This is a genomic window from Janthinobacterium sp. MP5059B, assembly GCF_001758645.1.
GTDB classification, from domain to species: Bacteria; Pseudomonadota; Gammaproteobacteria; order Burkholderiales; family Burkholderiaceae_D; genus Janthinobacterium; species Janthinobacterium lividum.
Map to the genome: position 1 here is coordinate 436,849 of NZ_LRHX01000016.1, position 19,444 is coordinate 456,292.

Annotated in this window: 15 protein-coding genes and 1 pseudogene; 4 read left to right on the forward strand and 12 right to left on the reverse strand. The window is 65.1% G+C overall.

Annotation, left to right across the window (positions count from 1 at the left end):
- Positions 1 to 45 precede the first annotated feature (45 nt).
- From JAB1_RS19035 to JAB1_RS19045, 3 genes are all read left to right on the forward strand, one after another.
- On the forward strand, positions 46 to 588 hold the full coding sequence (locus tag JAB1_RS19035) for a sigma-70 family RNA polymerase sigma factor (RefSeq protein ID WP_070281387.1): 543 nt from the start codon (positions 46 to 48) through the stop codon (positions 586 to 588).
- A complete protein-coding gene (locus JAB1_RS19040) occupies positions 585 to 1,538 on the forward strand; it encodes a FecR domain-containing protein (RefSeq protein ID WP_070281388.1) in 954 nt (317 codons plus the stop codon). The genes JAB1_RS19035 and JAB1_RS19040 overlap by 4 nt, the downstream gene beginning before the upstream one ends.
- Before the next feature lie 78 nt (positions 1,539 to 1,616).
- Positions 1,617 to 4,064 (forward strand): TonB-dependent receptor, encoded by a 2,448-nt coding sequence (locus JAB1_RS19045; RefSeq protein ID WP_070281389.1) that lies wholly within the window; start codon positions 1,617 to 1,619, stop codon positions 4,062 to 4,064.
- Here JAB1_RS19045 and JAB1_RS19050 read toward each other — a convergent pair.
- The 12 genes and pseudogenes from JAB1_RS19050 to JAB1_RS19105 all read right to left on the reverse strand — a co-directional run bounded on the left by JAB1_RS19050 (position 4,055) and on the right by JAB1_RS19105 (position 18,052).
- A complete protein-coding gene (locus tag JAB1_RS19050; protein ID WP_083299816.1) occupies positions 4,055 to 5,869 on the reverse strand; it encodes an EAL domain-containing protein in 1,815 nt (604 codons plus the stop codon). The two genes, JAB1_RS19045 and JAB1_RS19050, sit on opposite strands and share 10 nt — an antisense overlap.
- Before the next feature lie 168 nt (positions 5,870 to 6,037).
- Positions 6,038 to 7,666, reverse strand: coding sequence for a methyl-accepting chemotaxis protein (locus JAB1_RS19055; protein WP_070281390.1), 1,629 nt, complete (start codon positions 7,664 to 7,666; stop codon positions 6,038 to 6,040).
- A 226-nt stretch (positions 7,667 to 7,892) separates the two neighbouring features.
- The gene (gene xylB / locus JAB1_RS19060) at positions 7,893 to 9,368 is read right to left on the reverse strand and encodes a xylulokinase (RefSeq protein ID WP_070281391.1); all 1,476 of its coding nucleotides are present in this window, start codon (positions 9,366 to 9,368) and stop codon (positions 7,893 to 7,895) included.
- Positions 9,369 to 9,385: 17 nt separating this feature from the next.
- Positions 9,386 to 10,276: an AraC family transcriptional regulator gene (locus tag JAB1_RS19065; RefSeq protein WP_034786532.1), complete on the reverse strand. Its 891-nt coding sequence runs from the start codon at positions 10,274 to 10,276 to the stop codon at positions 9,386 to 9,388.
- Between the two features lie 69 nt (positions 10,277 to 10,345).
- Positions 10,346 to 11,434, reverse strand: a pseudogene (gene ugpC, locus JAB1_RS19070) (sn-glycerol-3-phosphate ABC transporter ATP-binding protein UgpC); the annotation flags it as partial.
- A 2-nt stretch (positions 11,435 to 11,436) separates the two neighbouring features.
- Positions 11,437 to 12,477: an NAD(P)-dependent alcohol dehydrogenase gene (locus JAB1_RS19075; protein WP_070281392.1), complete on the reverse strand. Its 1,041-nt coding sequence runs from the start codon at positions 12,475 to 12,477 to the stop codon at positions 11,437 to 11,439.
- Between the two features lie 11 nt (positions 12,478 to 12,488).
- Entirely contained in the window at positions 12,489 to 13,316 is an 828-nt protein-coding gene (locus tag JAB1_RS19080; RefSeq protein ID WP_070281393.1) for a carbohydrate ABC transporter permease, read from the reverse strand.
- Positions 13,304 to 14,194: a sugar ABC transporter permease gene (locus JAB1_RS19085; protein WP_034786529.1), complete on the reverse strand. Its 891-nt coding sequence runs from the start codon at positions 14,192 to 14,194 to the stop codon at positions 13,304 to 13,306. Before JAB1_RS19085 ends, JAB1_RS19080 begins: the two co-directional genes overlap by 13 nt.
- An 81-nt stretch (positions 14,195 to 14,275) precedes the next feature.
- Positions 14,276 to 15,538, reverse strand: a complete 1,263-nt coding sequence (locus tag JAB1_RS19090) for a sugar ABC transporter substrate-binding protein (protein ID WP_225317477.1) — start codon at positions 15,536 to 15,538, stop codon at positions 14,276 to 14,278.
- A gap of 145 nt (positions 15,539 to 15,683) precedes the next feature.
- Positions 15,684 to 16,214, reverse strand: a complete 531-nt coding sequence (locus tag JAB1_RS19095; protein WP_083299868.1) for a GNAT family N-acetyltransferase — start codon at positions 16,212 to 16,214, stop codon at positions 15,684 to 15,686.
- Between the two features lie 8 nt (positions 16,215 to 16,222).
- Entirely contained in the window at positions 16,223 to 16,741 is a 519-nt protein-coding gene (locus JAB1_RS19100; RefSeq protein ID WP_034786527.1) for an N-acetyltransferase, read from the reverse strand.
- Between the two features lie 36 nt (positions 16,742 to 16,777).
- The gene (locus tag JAB1_RS19105) at positions 16,778 to 18,052 is read right to left on the reverse strand and encodes an amidohydrolase family protein (protein WP_070281394.1); all 1,275 of its coding nucleotides are present in this window, start codon (positions 18,050 to 18,052) and stop codon (positions 16,778 to 16,780) included.
- 381 nt (positions 18,053 to 18,433) lie between these two features.
- Between JAB1_RS19105 and JAB1_RS19110 the strand changes: the two genes are divergently transcribed.
- Positions 18,434 to 19,285, forward strand: a complete 852-nt coding sequence (locus tag JAB1_RS19110; protein WP_070281395.1) for a phasin family protein — start codon at positions 18,434 to 18,436, stop codon at positions 19,283 to 19,285.
- The last annotated feature ends 159 nt before the right edge of the window (positions 19,286 to 19,444 follow it).

Consider the following 19,444-nt stretch of genomic DNA (forward strand, 5'->3'; position numbering starts at 1 on the left):
GCTAAAATGAGAATAATTCTTATTTGCATTAAGGCCATCCCCACTATGCCAGGCAGTCCGTTCGCGCCCTCCCCCTTGCTGGCCACGCAGCTGGAAAGCCATTACCGCGCACACCACGGCTGGCTGGCGCACTGGCTGCAGCGGCGCCTGGGTAACGCTGCCGAAGCCGCCGACCTGATGCAGGATACTTTCGCGCGCCTGCTGGCCGGCGCGCCAATGCAGCCGCAAACGCCGGCCCTGCGCGCCCCCAAGGCTTACCTGGCGACCGTCGCCAAACATCTGCTGATCAACCATTTGCGCCGCCAGTCGCTGGAGCGGGCGTGGCTGGCAGCGCTCGCAGCCCTGCCCGAACAGCATCTGCCATCGACCGAGCAGCGCGTGGAAATCCTGCAGGCGCTGCAAGCGGTCGATGCCATGCTCGACGGCCTGAAACCGAAGGTGCGCGCCGTCTTCATCATGGCGCAGATCGAAGGCCATGCCTACGCGGATATCGCCGCGCTGCTGGGCATCGGCGAGCGCTCCGTGAAACGCTACATGGCCGAGGCGCTGACGGAATGCGTGCTGCTGGCGCCGGATTTTCCGGCATGAGCGCCGCTGCTTCGCCATATCCTCCGCTGTCGCGCAAGGTGGCGCGCCAGGCCGTCGAATGGTATTTATTGGAGCAGTCTGGCCAGGCCACGCCGGACGACCTGGCCGCCAGCGCCGAATGGCGCGCACGCGACCCGGAACATGCGCGCGCCTGGAACAGGGTGCAGCAGGTGAGCCAGACGGCTGGCCTGCTGCCGCCGGATCTGGCCGTGCCTGTGCTGCGCCGGCCGCAGCGCCGCGTGGCCGTGCAGGTATTGCTGGCGCTGATGGCGGCGCCCGCCGCGTGGCTGCTGGTGCGCCACGAAATGCTGGCCGATTACCGCAGCGGCGTGGGAGAACGGCGTGTAGTGTCCCTGCCCGATGGCGGCACCCTGGTGCTCAACACGGACAGCGCCGTCGACGTGGCGTATGGCGCCGGCGAACGCCTGCTGACCCTGCGCCGCGGTGAAGTGCTGGTGCAGACGCGTCCCGATCATGCGGGCAGCCGCCCTTTCATCGTCGCCACCTGCCATGGCCGCATCCGCGCGCTGGGCACGCGCTTCACCGTGCGCGTCGACGACGACAGCAGCCGCGTGACGGTGCTCGAACACGCGGTGGAAATCACGCCGCGCGCGCCCTCGGCCACCGTCCGCACGCTCATGGCGGGACAGCAAAGCCGCTTCGACGCCAGCCACGCCGGCCTGCCCACGCCGGCGCCGCTGCAAGCCGATGCGTGGACGCACGGCATGCTGGCGGCGCAGGACATGCGCCTCGATGCCTTCGCCTTGGAGCTGTCACGCTACCGCCCCGGCCTGCTGCGCGTGGAGCCGCAAGTGGCGGGCTTGCGCCTGTCGGGCGCCTTCCAGCTCGACGACACGGACGCCGTGCTGGAAAGCCTGGCGCGCATGCTGCCCGTCGACATGCTGTACCGCACTCCGTACTGGGTCACCATCGCGGCCCGCAAAAAATAGTTGACAAGAATTGGCCCCTTTTTTCGGCATGGCCTGTCCTGTGAGTATTACAACGACACTCACCGGAAAGGCAAGACCATGCACCCACCCCGTTTGACTCCCCTCGCGCGCGCCATCGGCAGCGCCGTGATCCTGCTGTCGCTGGCGCAGGCACCGGCCATGGCAGCCGATGCCGCCACACCAGCCGCCGCGCAAACGGTTTTCCACGTGCAAGCCGGCGAGCTATCCACCGCCATCGCCAGCTTTGCCATCGAGGCGAAGGTGAGCGTGGGCGCGGCGGCCGAACTGCTGCAAGGCGTGCGCACGCAGGGCCTGAGCGGCAGCTACACGGTGCCGCAGGCACTGGCCCGCCTGCTGGCTGGCACGGGCCTCGATGCGCTGCCCAGCGGGGAACGCAGCTACGTGCTGCGCAAGGCAGGCACGGCATCGCCCGCCGCGCCGATTGCCGCGACCCTGGGCGAAGTAGCCGTCAGCTCCAGCGCCCTGCGCGACGGCACCACGGAAGGCAAGCGCGGCTACGCGGGCCTGACCAGCGCCACGCGCCTGAACCTGTCGCTGCGCGAAACGCCGCAAGCCGTCAGCGTCGTCACGCGCCAGCAGATCGAGGACCAGGGCTTGCGCACCTTGCAGGACGTGCTGGTGCAGGCGCCCGGCATCACGGTCGACCATTCGTCGAGCACGCGCGAATACGACCAGGTATTTTCACGCGGCTTCGAAGTGACGTCGTACATGTTCGACGGCATCCCGACCAGCAAGAACCTGGAAGCGCGCACCTACGACATGGCCATCTACGACCGCGTCGAAATCATCCGCGGCGCGACGGGGCTGATCAGCGGCACGGGCAGCCCGTCGGCCGCCATCAACCTCGTGCGCAAGCGCCCGGGCCGCGCGTTTGCCGCCACGGCCGGCGCGCAGCTGGGCTCTTGGGACCGCTACCGCATCGAAGGCGATGTCTCGACGCCCTTGACGGCGGACGGCAAGGTGCGCGCGCGCATCGTCGCCGCGCATGAAGACCAGCGCTCGTTCATCGACCGCTACCAGCAGAAAAAGGACGTGCTGTACGCCATCGTCGAAGCGGACCTGACGCCGTCGACGGTGCTCAGCGCCGGCATCAACTACCAGCAGGAAAAACTCAAGGGCGCGGGGCGCGAATTCCCCATGTTCTATGCCGACGGCTCGCAAACCCATTTTTCCCGCTCGATGAACGGCACGGCCGCGTGGAGCACGTATGACCGCGAACAGAGCATGCTGTTCGCCACGCTCGATCATTATTTCGACAATGACTGGATCGCCAAGGTGGCCGTCAGCCGCAGCAGCAACCAGTACGATGCCTTGCAGGGTTTTTCCGGCAACGGCTACCCGGACCGCGTGACGGGCGGCGGCATGAAGCTGTGGCTGGCCAACTGGCACAGCAAGCCGCAACAGACCTCGCTCGACGCCTACGTCAGCGGCCCGTTCCAGGCCTTCGGCCGCAAGCATGAACTGGTGCTGGGCGTGAGCGCCTCGGAACTCAAGACGAATAGCCCCATCTATCCGGGGTGGCGCCTGACTGGCTACGACTACACGGTGCCGGATATCCACGCCTGGAATGGCGCCATGCCGGTGCCCGACTACAGCGGCACGCGCCTGGGCAGCTCGTACGACAAGGAGCGAGAAAGCGGCCTGTATTCGACCCTGCGCCTGCGCCCGACGGACGCGCTGTCGGTGATTTTGGGTGCGCGCCTGTCGTACTGGAAGCGCGACATCCGCAGCGATTACGATGCCGACACGGACTTGTACGACGCGATGCGCGAAAACGGCAAGATCACGCCGTATGCGGGCCTCGTCTACGACCTGGGCCGGCACTGGTCGGCCTATGCCAGCTACACCAGCATCTTCACGCCGCAAAGCCAGCGCGACGTCAACAGCCGCTTCCTGGCGCCGCTGGAAGGCAAGAACTACGAAGTGGGCGCCAAGGGCGAATTCTTCGACGGCAAGCTCACCACCAGCGCCGCCCTCTTCCAGCTGAAGCAGGAAAACCTGGCCGAAGCCGATCCGGGCAATGTCTGGATCATCGGCACGGGCGGCGGTTCTTACGCCTACCACACGGTCAAGGGCGCCACCACGCGCGGCTTCGAGGCGGAAGTCTCGGGCCAGCTGCGTCCCGACTGGCAACTGACGGCCAGCTATGCCTATAGCCGCATCCGCAATGCCGCCGGCGCACGCATCCAGACCAACCAGCCGCAGAACATGGCCAAGCTGTGGACCACCTGGCGCCTGGCGCAAGGCGTGCCTGGCCTGGTGCTGGGCGGCGGCGTGAACTGGCAAAGCGATATCTACATGGATGACCGCGGGCCGAACGGCGAACGCTTCACGCAGAAGGCCTATGCGGTGGCGGGACTGATGGCGCAGTACCAGCTCAGCAAGCAACTGGTGGCGACCCTGAACGTCAACAATGTCTTCGACAAGCGCTACTACTCGACGGGCATGGGCGGCTATTACGGCGATCCACGCAACGCCATGCTGTCGCTGCGCTATCAGTTCTGAATGGCTTCGCCACTTTTGAGCAGCGCCTCGATACCCTCGGGCGCCATGGCGCGGCCCAGGTAGTAGCCAAACGCCTCGTCGCAGCCCATCTCGGCCAGCAGTTCCAGCTGCTCGCCGCTTTCCACCCCGCCGGCGATGGTGCGCAGTCCGAGCGTGCGTGCCATCGCCACGATGGCACGCACCATGGCGCCGTCGCCGCCCGGCTTTCCCACGTCGTCGACAAAACACTTTTCGATCTTCACGGCATCCGTGGGAAAGCGTTTCAGATAGTTCAGCGAAGCGTCGCCCGTGCCAAAATCGCTGATGGCAATCGCCATGCCCAGCTGGCGGAACTGGCGCAGTATCAGTTCGCAGTTCTGGTTGCGGGCGATCAGAATGCCGGCGGCGATTTCCAGTTCGATGCAATGCCCCGGCACGCCGGCCGCCTCCAGCGCAGCGGCGAAATTGCGTGCGATATCGCGCTGGTAGAACTGGCGCGCCGACAGGCTGACGGACACCGTCAGCATCTGCCCTTGCGCGATCCAGCTGCGCGCCTGCTCCACCGCCGTGGCCATCACCCACGCTCCCACCGGCAAGATCAAGGCGCTTTCCTCCAGCACCGGTAAAAAGTCGAGCGGCATCATCAGGCCCAGTTCCGGGTGCTTCCAGCGCAGCAGCGCCTTCACGCCCGTGATCCTGCGCATCTTCAAGTCCATGCGCGGCTGGTAGTACAGCGCGAATTCATCGCGTTCGAGCGCGTGGCGCAGGGCCGTCTCGAGGATGGTGCGCGAATACGACTGCGTCTGCATGCGCGGCGCGTAGCGCAGGCAGGTACCGGGCGCATGGCGCTTGGCCGCATACATGGCCAGGTCGGCCTTTTCGATCAGCGCATTGACGTCGTCGTCGTCGTCCGGGTACAGGGCCACGCCCACGCTGGCCGCCACCGACAGGCTGTATTCGCCGATGACGAAGGGGGCGGCGATGGCGCCGACGATTTTTTCGGCCACCCGCTCGGCATCGTGCGCCGTGCGCAGTTCCGTCAGCAGGATGATGAATTCGTCGCCGCCCTGGCGCGCCACCGTGTCGACCTTGCGCACGCACTGCTGCACCCGGCGCGCGAACTCCGTCAGCACCTGGTCGCCCACGTCGTGCCCCAGGCTGTCGTTGATGGATTTGAAGCGGTCGATGTCGACGAACAGCACGGCCAGCAACGCCTGGTGGCGGCGCGCGTAGGCGATGCCGTGCTCGAAGCGGATCTGGAAATGCAGCCGGTTCGGCAGCCCCGTCAAGCCGTCGTGGTGGGCGATGAATTCCAGCTGCTGCTCGGCACGCCGGCGCGCCGACACATCGTGCAGCAGCAGTACGGCGCCGCCCTGCGCCAGCGGCGCGCAGCTGTACTGCACATCGATGCGCTTGCCGTCGAGATGGCGCAGCAGCACGGCGCCGCGCGCCACTTCCAGCACTTCCTGCTGCGCCACGCAGTCGCGCACCTGGCGCGCCGCATCGATGGGCGTGCCGTCATGGAACAGGGGCAGCAGCTGTGTCACGGGCTGGCCCAGGCCACCGTCGCCCAGCAGTCCGCCCATGGCGCTGGCGCGGGGATTCAGGTACTGCACCACGCCATCGTGGTCTGTGCCGATGACGGCCGCCGGCAGCGCCTGCAACAGGGCCAGCGCATCGGCCATGCGCTGGCCCTGCTCTGCCTGCAGCACCACGCCCGTCGCATGGCGCAGGCGCCACGTGCGCGCCGCCTGCCACTGGCAGGCCAGCAGCAAGCTCAGCACCACGGCCAGGACCAGGCACAGCGCCAGCAGCAGCGCCGTCATGCGTCACCCGGCAGGCAAGATTTGGAAGACATGCTTTTCCTTTGCAACGCGCGCCATGCGGCCGGGCGCAGAACCATGCGGAAAGGAAATAGTATAAGAATTTGGGCGCGATATTTGCCTGATCGGGGGCCGCTTGACTGGCATCAAGCGGCACGGGGCAGGTCCTCGTCAGGCCAGCGACAGCCTCCGGGCCAGCGTGGCACCCGCCGGTGCGGCCGCGCCGGGCTCCGCATGCAACTTGAAGATACTGACGGCGTCGGCCAGGCTGGCCGCCTGCTGCTGCAGCGCGTCCGCAGCGGCGGCGGCCTGCTCCACCAGGGCCGCATTCTGCTGCGTCACGCCATCCATCTGGCTGATGGCGATGCTGATCTGCTCGATGCCGTCGCGCTGCTCCACGCTGGCCACGGCGATCTCGCCGATGATGGCGTTGACGCGCTGCACGCTGCTCACCACATCATCCATCGTGCGCCCCGCCTGGCCGGCCAGCACGCTGCCCTCTTCCGCCGTGCGCACGGATTCGCCGATCAGCTGCTTGATTTCCATGGCCGCCGCTGCCGAACGTTGCGCCAGGTTGCGCACCTCGGTGGCAACGACGGCAAAGCCGCGTCCCTGCTCGCCGGCCCGCGCCGCTTCCACGGCCGCATTCAGGGCCAGGATATTTGTCTGGAAAGCGATACCGTCGATGACGGCGATGATGTCGACGATACGCTTCGACGAGGCATTGATATGGCTCATGGTCTGCACCACCTGCGCCACGGCCTCGCCGCCGCGCTGCGCCACGTCGGAGGCGCCGCCGGCCAGCTGGCGCGCCTGGTCCGCGTTGTCGTTATTCTGCCGCACGGTGGACGTCAGCTCGATCATCGAGGCGGCCGTTTCTTCCAGCGAACTGGCTTGTTCTTCCGTGCGCGACGACAGGTCCATATTGCCGCTGGCGATTTCGCCGGACGCCGTGGCGATGGCCTCCGTGCCGGCGCGCACCCGTCCCACGATGGCGGCCAGGTTGCCGCTCATCGCTTTCAAGGCGCGCAGCAGGTCGCCGATTTCATCGCGGCTGCCGTCGGCCACCACGGCGCGCAGGTCGCCCGCCGCCACCTGCTGGGCGATGCCGACGGCCGCACCGAGCGGCACGGTGATGCTGCGGATCAGCCACCACACGGTCACGCTGCCGACGACCAGGGTCACCAGCACGGTGGCCAGCATGGCGATGCTGGCGCTGCGGTGCGCGGCCGCATCCTGCTCCTTCATCTGCGCCATCAGGGTGTGCGACTGCTTGCCGATGGTCGCGACGATGGCGTCGATCTGGCGCGTCGGTTCGCGGTCCATGCCTTTCACCAGCGCATCGACGGTATGGGCGCTGTCGGCGCGCGCACCATCATACTTTTGCAGCGCCGCCAGGTAGCTGACGCCCAGCGCGTCGTGCGCCTGCAGCGCGTGCTCCACGGACGCCGTGTCGAGTTTTAATGCGCCCATCATCGCCTGCAGGCTTTTCAATTCCTTGCGCGTCTGCGCGCCGCTGGCGACGAACGCTTCGCGGTAGCGCTGGAAGGCGGCAGCATCGCCGCCGCGCAGCAGGATGTTTTTCCATTCCTGCACCTGGATCTTGAATTCCACCTGCGCGCTGCGCGCCGCGTCGACCGCTTCCGTCAAGGCGACGGAACGCTGCATGGCGTCCGCGCTGCGCGCACTGGCCGCGTCGAGCGCGCTCCAGCCACGCGCGCCAACGAACACCAGCGCAAGGAAGAAGAAGGCGCCCAACAGACCCAGGCGGACGGAGATTTTCAGATTCGCGAGTTGCATGTGTTTCTCCCGGCGGCAAGAACAGGATGGCAACAAAGACGCCACCAAAACTATCCAATTCTCACCAAATAGGGAAATCATGGGGCGCGCCCCGTGAAAAACCAAGCAGCGCTTTCGTTAGAGAAACACTTTCAACATAGAAACAACAAATTACATGGAAAAGTTGACTGCCTGGCCATATTGGCGTGCCCACAGCATGGTCAGGCCGGCAATCTTGTTGGCAGCGTCAGCGCGCCACCACAGCCGCTCCCGCGAACTCTTCGCGCAGCAGCGGATACAGCCGCCGGTAGCGCGTCAGGCGGTCGTCCAGCATGGCGGACGCCTGCGGTGTGATGGTTTCCTGCACGGGCGGGCGCATGCACACTTGCGCGGGCGGCAAGCCCGTCACCGCCATCTGCGCCAGGCGCGCCGCGCCCATGGTGCCGCCAGCCACGCCGTGGTCGTGGCGCAGCACGTGCAAGCCCGAGGCATTCGCGCACAGCTGCGCCCAGAAGCGGCTGCGCGAGCCGCCGCCGACGAACGACGCTTCTTCCAGATGCGTGCCGGCGCTGCGCAAGGCCGCATTGCCGTCGGCCATGGCAAAGGCCACGCCTTCCATCACGCTGTAGGCCAGTTCGGCGCGCCCGTGTTCCGTCGACAAGCCGAAAAATACGCCGCGCGCGGAGGCATCGTTATGCGGCGTGCGTTCGCCGCTCAGGTAAGGCAGGAAGATGGGCGCCGTGCGCGCCTCGACATTTTCCGCCAGGCTGACCAGTTCGCCGATGTCGCCCGACTGCGTCAGCCGCGCCACCCAGCTGAGGCTGGACGCGGCGCTGAGGATCACGCTCATCTGGTGCCAGCGCTCGGGCAGGCAATGGCAGAACGCATGCACGCCCTGGCCCGGATTCGGCGCAAAACCATCGCTGCCGGCGAACAGCACGCCCGAGGTACCCAGCGACAGCAGGCCGGCGCCCGGCTCCACCACGCCCAGGCCCACGGCGGCGGCTGCGTTGTCGCCCGCGCCGCCGGCCAGCAGCACCGAATGCGCGATGCCCCACTCCTGGCACAGGGACGGGCGCACCTGCGCCGCAGCGTCGCTGCCTTCGACCAGGCGCGGCATATGCTCGCGCGTCAAGCCAGTAGCGGCCAGCATGCGCTCGGACCAGTCGCGCCTGGCCACGTCCAGCCACAGGGTGCCGGAAGCGTCGGACATGTCGGACACATACTCGCCTGTCAGACGCAGCGCCACGTAATCCTTCGGCAGCAAGACCTTGGCCGTGGCGCGGAACAGCGAGGGTTCGTACTTTTGCAGCCACAGCAGCTTGGGCGCCGTGAAGCCGGGCATCGCCTGGTTGCCCGTGATGGCGCGCGACTCGGGCACCAGCGCCTCGAGCTCCACGCATTCGGCAAACGCGCGCGTGTCATTCCACAGGATGGCCGCGCGCAGCACGTGCTGCTGCTTGTCGAGCAGGGTCGCGCCATGCATCTGGCCCGACAGGGCAATGCCGCGCAGGCCGGAAAACGCCACCGGCTGCGCGGCGCGGATGGCCGCGATGACGTCCAGGGTGGCGTGCCACCAGTCCTCGGGATTCTGTTCCGACCAGCCGGGATGGGGGCTGGAGACGCGCAGGGTCACGCCGGCGCTGGCAAGGATGGCCTGGGCGTCATCGGTGAGGATGGCCTTGACTTCGGAAGTGCCGATATCGATACCGAGATAAGTCATTTGATTCCAAAAGAAAGTTAAGAATGGCCGTCGCCTGACGGCTCGGGCATGTTCATCAGCAGGCAGGAGCGGAATTTCGACGGCGACATCTGCTTGTGTGCCAAAAACTGGCGGTTGAAATTGGAGAGGTTGTTGAAGCCCGTGCGATAGCAGATATCGGTGACCTTCATGTCCGTGTTCATCAGCAGCTCGCAGGCCAGCGCGATGCGCTCCTGGTTGACGTATTGAATGAACGAGGTGCCCGTATGCTTGCGGAAGAAACGCGTGAATTTGAGCGTATTCATCTCCGCCACGTCGGCCACGTCCTGCTCGCAAAAATCGAGCGTGATGTTCTGCTTGATATAGGCCAGCACCAGGTTGATGGTCGACGACATGTAGCGGCCCGCCTGCGCCAGGTAGGTGACGCTGGCCAGCGGACGCCGCTCGCGGCAGTCGCACAGCTCGCCGAACAGGCGCGTAAACAGTTCGACCCGGCGCAAGCCCTGCGCCGTCGTCAATTCCTTCATCAGCGGCACCAGGCGCAGGCCCAGCGCATCGGGAAATTGCAAGCCCCTGCCCGCCTCGGCCAGCAGGGCTTTCAGCGGTGCCATCTCCGGGAACAGCAGCGCGCAACGTTCGATGAAGTCGCTGGAAAACTGCAGCACCAGGTCGCGCTCGGGCAGGACCACGCCTTCCGGCAGTTCGCTGACCCAGTTATGCGGCAGGTTCGGCCCTGTCAGGATCAGATTGCCTGCCCCGTAACTGCCGATATGGTCGCCGATAAAAAATTTGCCATTCGATGTGATGATGAAGTGCAGCTCGTACTCGGGATGAAAATGCCATTTCGCCACAGTGTGCGGAAAGCCGTGCGCCCACGCGCGAAACGATTCGTGGATCGGTTTATGGATCAGTTCCAGGTCAGGCGTCACGGCAGTTTCCTTGCACGGTCTTGGTCACCCTATTCTAACCACTTACTGACCACCGGGCGCCACAGCCAGCCCGCTGTCGGCGTCGAACAGATGCATGTGCTCTTCGTCGAAGGCCAGCGCCAGGGTCTGCCCTACCTGCGCCGCGCTGTTGGCCGCATTCGCCGGCAGCAGGGCCGACAAGGTCAAGGCGCCGCACTGAAAGCTGATCAGCGCTTCGGCGCCCAGCAGCTCGACCAGGTCGATGGCGCACGCCAGGCCATGGCTGCCGGCGTGTTCCTGCGGCAGCGCCGCGCGCAAGTGGTTCGGCCGCAGGCCGAAGACCACGCGCATGCCGGCCGGCAGCGCGGCGAAGCGGGGCGAAATCAATGGCCAGCGGTAGCCGGCGCATACCAGCACCGTTTGCCCGTTCTCTTTTTCGATGACGCCGTCGATGAAATTCATGGCTGGCGTGCCGATGAAGCCGGCCGCAAACAGGGTGCGCGGGTGGTTGTACAGTTCCGCCGGCGTGCCGATCTGCTCGATATGCCCGCCCTTCATCAGCACCACCCTGTCGGCCAGGGTCATCGCTTCGAGCTGGTCGTGCGTGACGTACAGGGTGGTGGTGCGCAGGCGGCGGTGCAGGCGCTTGATGTCGGCGCGCAGCTGCGCGCGCAGCTTGGCGTCCAGGTTCGACAGCGGCTCATCGAACAGGAATACTTGCGGCGTCTTGATCATGGCGCGCGCAATCGCCGTGCGCTGCTGCTGGCCGCCCGACATGGCGCGCGGCTTGCGCTCGAGCAGGCTGTCCAGGCTGAGGATGGCCGCCACCTCGCGCACGCGGCGCTCGATCTCGTCGTTCGGCACCTTCAGGCGACGCAGGCCGAAGGCGATATTGTCGTACACCGTCATGTGCGGATACAGCGCGTAATTCTGGAACACCATCGCCACGTTGCGCGCGCGGGGCGGCAAGTCGTTGACGACGGCGCCGCCGATCAGCAGCTCGCCGCCGCTGATGTCTTCCAGGCCCGCGATCATGCGCAGCAAGGTCGACTTGCCGCAGCCCGATGGCCCCAGCAGGACGATGAATTCGCCGTCATCGATTTCCAGGTCGAACGGCTGCAGCACGGCCGTCTTCTCGTCATACGTCTTGTGCAGCTGCCTGCAGGCGATATTTGCCATGGTTAGTCTCCTGCCAGTTCAATCTGGATCTTGACGTCGCGCGGATGGCCCTTGGCCGCTTCCTCGAACGCCTGCACGCCGTCGGCAAAGCCGAAGGTACGCGAAATGAAGGGCTTCACGTCGATCTTGCCGGAGGCCAGCAAGGCGATGGCGCGCGGGAAGATGTTAGCGTAGCGGAACACCGACTCGATACGCACTTCCTTGGCCTGGATGGCAACGATATCCAAAGGTACCTTATCCGGCGGCATACCGACCAGCACCAGGCAGCCGTTCGGGCAGAGCAGATCGATGATGTTGTCGTAGGCGCGCATGCTGCCGCTGGCTTCAAAAACGATGTCGGCGCCCCAGCCGTCCGTCAGCTCGCGCACCGTATCGGCCAGGCTGGCCTGGCGCACGTCGACCGTGGTCACGGCAGGATTGCCGGCGAACAGGGCCAGTTTTTCCGGCACCAGATCGGCCAGGATCACGCGCGAGCAGCCGCCCGCCAGCGCGGCCAGGGTGTTCATGGCGCCAATGGTGCCGGCGCCGATCACCACGGCCACGTCGCCCGGCTTGATGGCCGCCTTCCTGGCCGCCTGCAGGCCGATGGCCAGCGGTTCGACGATGGCGCCTTCGCCGAAGCTGACGTTATCGGGCAGCTTGAAGGTGAACGAGGCCGGATGCACGACATATGGCGTGAGACAGCCGTGGATGGGCGGCGTGGCCCAAAAGCGCACGGCGGGATCGAGGTTGTACAGGCCGCGCATGGTGGCCGGCGAATCGAACTGCGGCACGCCCGGCTCCATGCAGACCCGGTCCCCTGCCTTCAGGTGCGTGACTTCCGCGCCCACTGCGGCCACCACGCCGGATGCCTCGTGGCCAAGCACCATCGGTGCTTCGACGGCGAAGGGGCCGATCTTGCCGTGCTTGAAGTAATGCACGTCGCTGCCGCAGATGCCCACGGTATGAATCTTGATTTTCACGTCGCGCGGGCCGACGGCGAGCGGCACGTCGATATCGCGCAGGGTGATGGAATGCGCCTGTTCCAGTACGAGTGCTTGCATGATAGCCTTCCTTATTTATGTTTGAGCATGGAGTTGAGCAGCCGTCCCAGGATGCCGACGAACAGCAGCGGCGGCAGCGCCAGCAGCACGGTGGAAGCGTTCACCACGCCCCACGGCACTTCCTGGCCCATCGACGTGAAGGCCGACGCCACCACGGGCAGGGTCATGCTTTTCGAGGAGGTGAGCGCCAGCGCAATCATCAGTTCGTTCCAGACCAGCACGAAGCTGAAGACGATGCCGCCCATCAGGGTTTTAGAGGCCACCGGCAGGGCCACGTGCCAGAACACATGATAAGGGCCGTAGCCGTCCAGCGCCGCCGCTTCCTCGATCTCTTTCGGGATGCGGGCAAACGCGGGAATCGACAGCCAGATGATGGTCGACAGGGTCACCAGCAGATATGTCACCACCATCGACAGGCGCGAGTCGTACAGGCCCAGGTCGATCCAGATCGAGATCAAGGGAATGGCGACAGCGACGGGTGGCAAAAAGCGCAGGGAGAGCAGGAAGAACTGGATATCCTTCTTGGCCGGGATCGGATAGCGGGCGATCGCATACGCGGCCGGCACGCCCAGCACGGCGCCCAGCAACACGGCCACGCCGACGATGGCCACGCTGTTGCCCAGTCCCGTCAGCACTTCGGGGCTGGCCAGCACCTGTTTGTAGTTGGCCAGGGTCGGGCTGAAGAAAAAGCGCGGCACGGGCGTGACGATATCCATCAACTCCTTGAAGGAATTGAGCACGGCCCACAGGATGGGAAACAGCGCCACCAGCACGATGGCGGTGGTAATGGCGGTGGTGGCGGCATGGTCCATGCCGCGCCGAACAGTCAGTTTTCCCATTTGGCGACCCGCTTCCAGAGTAAAGTGAAGATGACAGTCGTGGCCAGCATCATCAGCACGGCCATGCTGGACGCATACGACACCTTGCCCATCAGGCCGATGCCTTGCGCATACGCGTACATGTCCAGGGTTTCGGTGGAGATGCCGGGGCCGCCCTTGGTCATCACGTAGATCAGGTCGAACGAGCGCAGCGACTCGACCATCTTGATGAACACGAGGCTCATGATGGGCACCTTCAGCATCGGCAGCGCAATATACGCATACACCTGGAGCGTGCTGGCGTAATCGAGGCGCGCCGCTTCCAGCGGTTCGGCGGGCAGGGTTTCCAGCAGCTTCAGGATGACGGCGCCGAAGAACAGGCCCCATTGCCAGATGTCGACCAGCGCCACCGCATACAGGGCCGTGGCGGGATCGGACAGCAGGGCCGTGCCGCCCAGGCCCACGCACTCGAGCAGCCAGTTGAGGATGCCCATCAGCGGCGAATACATAAACTTCCAGATGAAGGCGGCCGAGACGCGCGGCAGCAGCACGGGCACGATCAGCAGCAGCGCGATGACGTCACGCGTGCGTCCCCTGACTCTCTCGAACAGGAACACGGCCAGCAGCACGCCGACGATCAGCGAGCCGGCCACGGTGACCACTTCCCAGATGGCCGATACCTGCACGGCATTGACGAAGCGGCGGTCGCCGAACAGGCGGATGAAATTGGCAAAGCCGACGTAATCGCTGTCGCTGTAGCGCAGCACGCGGTTTTGCAGGGCCAGGTTGATGGCGGCGATGCTGGGCACCAGACCCAGTATCAGCAGGACCAGCAGCGGCAGCGTCAGAAACACGGCCGGCAGCCAGGTATGGCGTTTTTTACGGATAGTGTGTGGCATAGGAGAGACTCTCGCAACGGACTGTCAGGCACAGGGAAGCTGGCCGCCGCCTTCACGGGCGGCGGCTGAACGGCATGCGGCTTACTTTCTTTTGCTGGCCCGTTGCATCACTTCCGTCGCGTACTCATTGGCTTCATCGAGCGCGCTTTGCACGTCGCCGCGCGTGCCCGTAAATACCTCTTCCAGCACCACGCCCAGGTTGTCGCCGATGTCCGGCCACTCGGGGCTAGGCCAGATGGTGACGCGCGAGACGGGCGTGGTGTCCGTCAGGCCCGCCTGGATCTGCGGCTTGACGTGCTTGCGGAAGTAGTCGCTGGCGATGGTGCTGCTGCGGTTGTAGTCGCTGAAGACGTTGTCCTTCAGACGCGCCTGCTCCTGTTCCTTGCCCGTGGCGAAAGCGATAAACTTGCCGGCCGCCTGGCGCGTGCATTCATCCTTCGCGCCCGTGGCGGAGATGGCCAGGCCGTGGCCATAGGCGGCCGATGCCAGCGGCGCAGGCGGGCGCACATAACCGACCTTGTCGACCACCGAGGATTTTTTCGGGTCTTCCATCCAGTCGGCAAACGGCGTCGACTCGATCATGAAGGCCACCTTGCCCGACCTGAACGCTTCGAGCGCATTGCTCCAGTCGTAGGTGGCGCCGCCCGGCGGCGAATACTTGAACAGGTCGCGGTACAAGGTGGTGGCCTTCACGGCCTGCGGCGAATTGAAGGTTGGCACGCCATCCTTTTCCCACTTGCCGCCGGCGGCCAGCATGAACGGCGACCAGCGCCACACATTCATGCCCGAGCCGCGCTGGCCCCGCGCCGCCCAGCCATACACGTTGGGCGGGCTGTTGAGTTTTTTCACGGCGGCGACCAGTTCGTCGAGCGTCTTCGGCACGGCGATGCCGGCCTTTTCCAGCAGGTCGCGGCGGTAGAACAGGAAGTCGCTGCCGCCGATCAGGGGCGCGAAATACGCCACGCCCTTGTACGAGGCGACGGCGCGGCGGCCCGGCAGGAAGTCGTCGTAGTCGGCTTCCTTGGGCAGGTATTTGAGCAGGGGGACGACCCAGCCGGCAGTGGCAAATTCGGCCACGTTGGCTTCGTCGATGTAATAGATCTGGTAGGAACCGGCCTTGGTGGAAGCATCGAGCCTGGCCTTGGAGCGGCGGTCGTTTTCGCCGAAATAGCTGATTTGTACCTTGGTGCCGCTTTTCTTTTCATACTCGGCGAGGGTCTTTTCCATCACGGTCAGGCCCAGGCTTTTTTGCGCCAGCACCTTGAGCACAGGCACCGAGCAACTTTGCGCCGAGGCGTCTGCGAACCCGGCGGACATGAGGGCGCCCCATGCAACAGCAGTCATGATTTTCATAACACGTCTCCATTTTTATAGTCCGGCGGTTTTCCACCGGTATGCCAACTATAAAAACAAAGACCGCGCGCCACCACTACAAAAGGCGCCGGTTTCTAAATACTTTTTTTCACTTCCCTGATACGCATTTGCCGCCTCAATCCAGACGAAAATCCTTGCGGTAGACATTCGTCTCCTTGCCATCCGGCGGCAGGCGCGAGAAACGCTCGAAGCGCAGGCCCAGCTTGTTGAGCAGGTTGATCGACGCCTGGTTCTGCTGCGAAGTGATGCCGTACAGGGTGCGCATGCGCAGCACGTGCTGCGCATGCTGCACGATGGCGGCCGCCGCTTCCCAGGCATAGCCCTGGCCCCAATAGGCAGGGCGCACGGCATAGCCGATATCGGGGCCGGGCAGGCTGTCGCGGCGCACCAGGCCGGCCATGCCGACAGGCGCGCCGTCGCTGCGGCGCTCGACGATGTACAGCGAATAGCCATGGTCGCGGAACTGCGCCATGGGTCCCGTTTCAAGCGCGGCGCGGGCCGCTTCCAGGGTGTGGATGTTGCGCTGCCCGATGTTGGCGATCCACGACGGGTCGTTGACCAGCTCCATGTAGAAGGCCGCATCGTCCAGGGTAGCGGTGCGCAGGCGCAAGCGGGGCGTCTCGATGACGGTGATCGGCTCTGTCATGGCGCCGCTCATGCCGGCCACTGCATCGGGTCGGTCAGCAGCTGGTACATCACGTAGGCATCGACATAGCCCAGCTGCGCATGGTGGTAGGCCAGCGGCAGTGTGGCGACGACAGTGAAGCCCAGTTTTTTCCACAGGGTGACGGCAGCCAGGTTGGTGCTGACGACGAAGTTGAACTGCATCGCCAGGTAGCCCGCGCGGCGTGCTTCTTCCATGCAGTGCACGCCCAGCAGGCGGCCCACGCCCACGCCCTGCGCGGCGGGATCGACCATGAACGAGGCATTGGCCACGTGCGATCCATGGCCCGGCTGGTTTGCCACGAGCTTGTACATGCCCAGCAGGCGCTCGCTGCCCATCACGGCGACAAAGCTTTGCACGCCGGGGCCGAACCAGTAGGCATGGCACTCTTCGCGCGTGGTATCGGCGGGGAAGGTATAGGTGTCGCCGCCGGCAACCAGGGTCTGGAAGATCGGCCACATGGCGTCGAAGTCGGCTTCGTTGGCCGGGCGGATATCAATTTCTTTCAAAGCGGTACTCCCGATAACAAGTGATGGCTGATTGTATCAGCGCCCCAGGCGAAAATTGACCGTTTCGGGCCGTCCCGGCAGGTGCAGGCGCGATTGCGCGCGGGGCGCCTCGCTGACCACTTTCCCCCGCCGCAGCACCAGGCGCCGCGCCGCGCGCAGGCGCAGCGCTTCCACCGTGGAGCTGCAATCGAGGATCAGCAGATCCGCATGGCAGCCGGGAGCGATGCCATAGCCATCGAGGCCCAGGATGCGCGCCGGCGTCTCCGTCACGGCCAGGAAGCAGTCGTGCATGGCTTGCTGGCCCGTCATCTGCGCCACGTGCAAACCCATGTGCGCCACTTCCAGCATGTCGCCCGACCCCAGGCTGTACCACGGGTCCATCACGCAGTCGTGGCCGAAGGCGACGGGAATGCCGGCGGCCAGCATCTCGGGCACGCGCGTCATGCCGCGCCGCTTCGGATACGTGTCGTGGCGCGCCTGCAAAGTGATGTTGATGAGGGGGTTGGCAATGGCCGCCACGCCCGCCTCGCGGATCAGGGGCAGCAGTTTGCTGACATAATAATTGTCCATCGAATGCATGGACGTCAGGTGCGACCCCGTCACCCTGCCCCGCATGCCAAGGCGCTGGCTGTGGAAGGCCAGGGTTTCGATGTGGCGCGACAGCGGGTCGTCCGACTCGTCGCAGTGCATGTCGACCATCAGGCCACGTTCACAGGCAAATTCGCACAGCAGGCGCACGGATTCCGCGCCATCGGCCATGGTGCGCTCGAAATGCGGGATGCCGCCCACCACGTCGACGCCCATGGCAATCGCGCGCTTCAGATTGTCGAAGGCGCCGGGGCTGCGCAGGATGCCATCCTGTGGGAATGCCACCAGCTGCAAATCGAGATACGGCGCCACTTGCCGCTTGACGTCGAGCAGCGCTTCGACGGCCAGCAGGCGCGGGTCGCAGATATCCACGTGCGAGCGGATGGCCAGCAAACCGCGCGCCACGGCCCAGTCGCAATACTGCAAGGCGCGATCCACCAGGGCGTCTTGCGTCAATTGCGGCTTCAGTTCGCCCCACAGGGCAATGCCTTCGAGCAGGGTGCCGGAGGCGTTCACGCGCGGCAAGCCGTAGCTGAGCGTGGCGTCCATGTGGAAGTGGGCGTCGACGAACGGCGGCGTGACGAGGTCGCCGGCGGCGTCGATCTCTTGCGCGCCCGCCACGGGCAAGGCGGGGCCGACGGCGGCGATGCGGCCGCCCTCGATGGCGATATCGATGGCGCGGCGCCCGTCGGGCAGGCTGGCATTGCGGATGACAAGGTCCATGCGGACACTCCTTCTGTTGGCTACTTGGGGGCAATGACATTATTGCCATTACATCTACTTCCGTGCGAATGCTGCAGTGCAAAAATATAGCGACTGGCAAAAACATAGCCATAGAATCACGATGCGCGCCTTGCGCGGGCGCAAACATTCGTCAGACAGCAACAAGCTGATGAATGCTATGCCGCCATGACAGGGCGGCGCGATAAAAATAACTTTCAACCAACTCGAATCACCGCTAGAATATTCATATTGCGTTGCATCAAAATCAGCCTATGATCAGCTATTCAGCACGCTACCCGCTTTACAAAACGCGGCCAACTCTGGTTTTCGGGATTTTGCAGAGCGTTTTGCCAGCATTTTAATCCGTACAAAGGAGTAAATATGTTTCCGCTTCCTGAACAAATTTCCAGCGCCGCCAAGTCGCAACTGGAAAACCAGCTGCAAATCTTCAGCACGCTGACCAGCAAAGTCTTTGAAAGCGCCGAGAAAATCATCGCCCTGAACTTGAACGCAAGCAAAGCCGCCCTGTCGCAGACAGCGGAAACGGCGCAGCACCTGCTGGAAACGCAGGACCCGCGCGACTTCTTCAGCTACAGCAGCAACCAGGCGCAGCCTAACATCGAGAGCGTGCTGGCCTACAGCCGCCAGCTGTTCGGCATCGCCTCGAGCACCCAGGCGGAATTGCTGGCCTCGGCCAAGGCCCGCCTCGATGCTGCCGCCCCTGCCGCCGCAACGGCCCCTGCCCCTGCCGCAGCCAAGCCTGCGCCGGCCATCGCCGCACCTGCCGCTGCCCCTGTCGCTGCACCTGCGCCAGCAGCGGCCCCAGCGCCCGTTGCCGCCAAGCCTGCCGAAGTGGCCAAGCCTGTCGCCAAGCCAGCGCCCGCCCCCGTTGCCGCCTCCGCCCCCGCAGCCAAACCGGCGGCAGCGCCTGCCAAGGTTGCCGAGAAGGCCGCCGACAAGCCCGCCGTGAAAGCGGTCGAAGCCAAACCGGTTGCCAAGCCTGAAGCGGCCAAGCCCGCACCTGCACCCGCCGCCGCGCCAGCGAAAGCCGCCGCACCAGCACCGGCCAAACCGGCCGCCAAGCCGGCCAGCGCCGTCGGCAAGAGCGTGGCCAAGGCCGCCGTGAAGCACGCGCCAGCGCCAGCCGCCAAGCCGGCAGCCAAGGCCGCCCCCAAAGGCACGCCATCGAAACAGCTCGACATGCTGGGCGGCAAAGGCAGCGGTCGCAAGTAAGCGTCGCGCGCCGCACTGATGCAGCAAAACAACGGGCTACGGCCCGTTTTTTGCGTGCCCGTCCACAGCGCGCTTTTCTACCTTGTTGTATCCTACGCGTACTTTCCGTCCGCGTGCCCGTCCTTCCGCCCCGCGACACCCCATTACTAAAAACAAAAG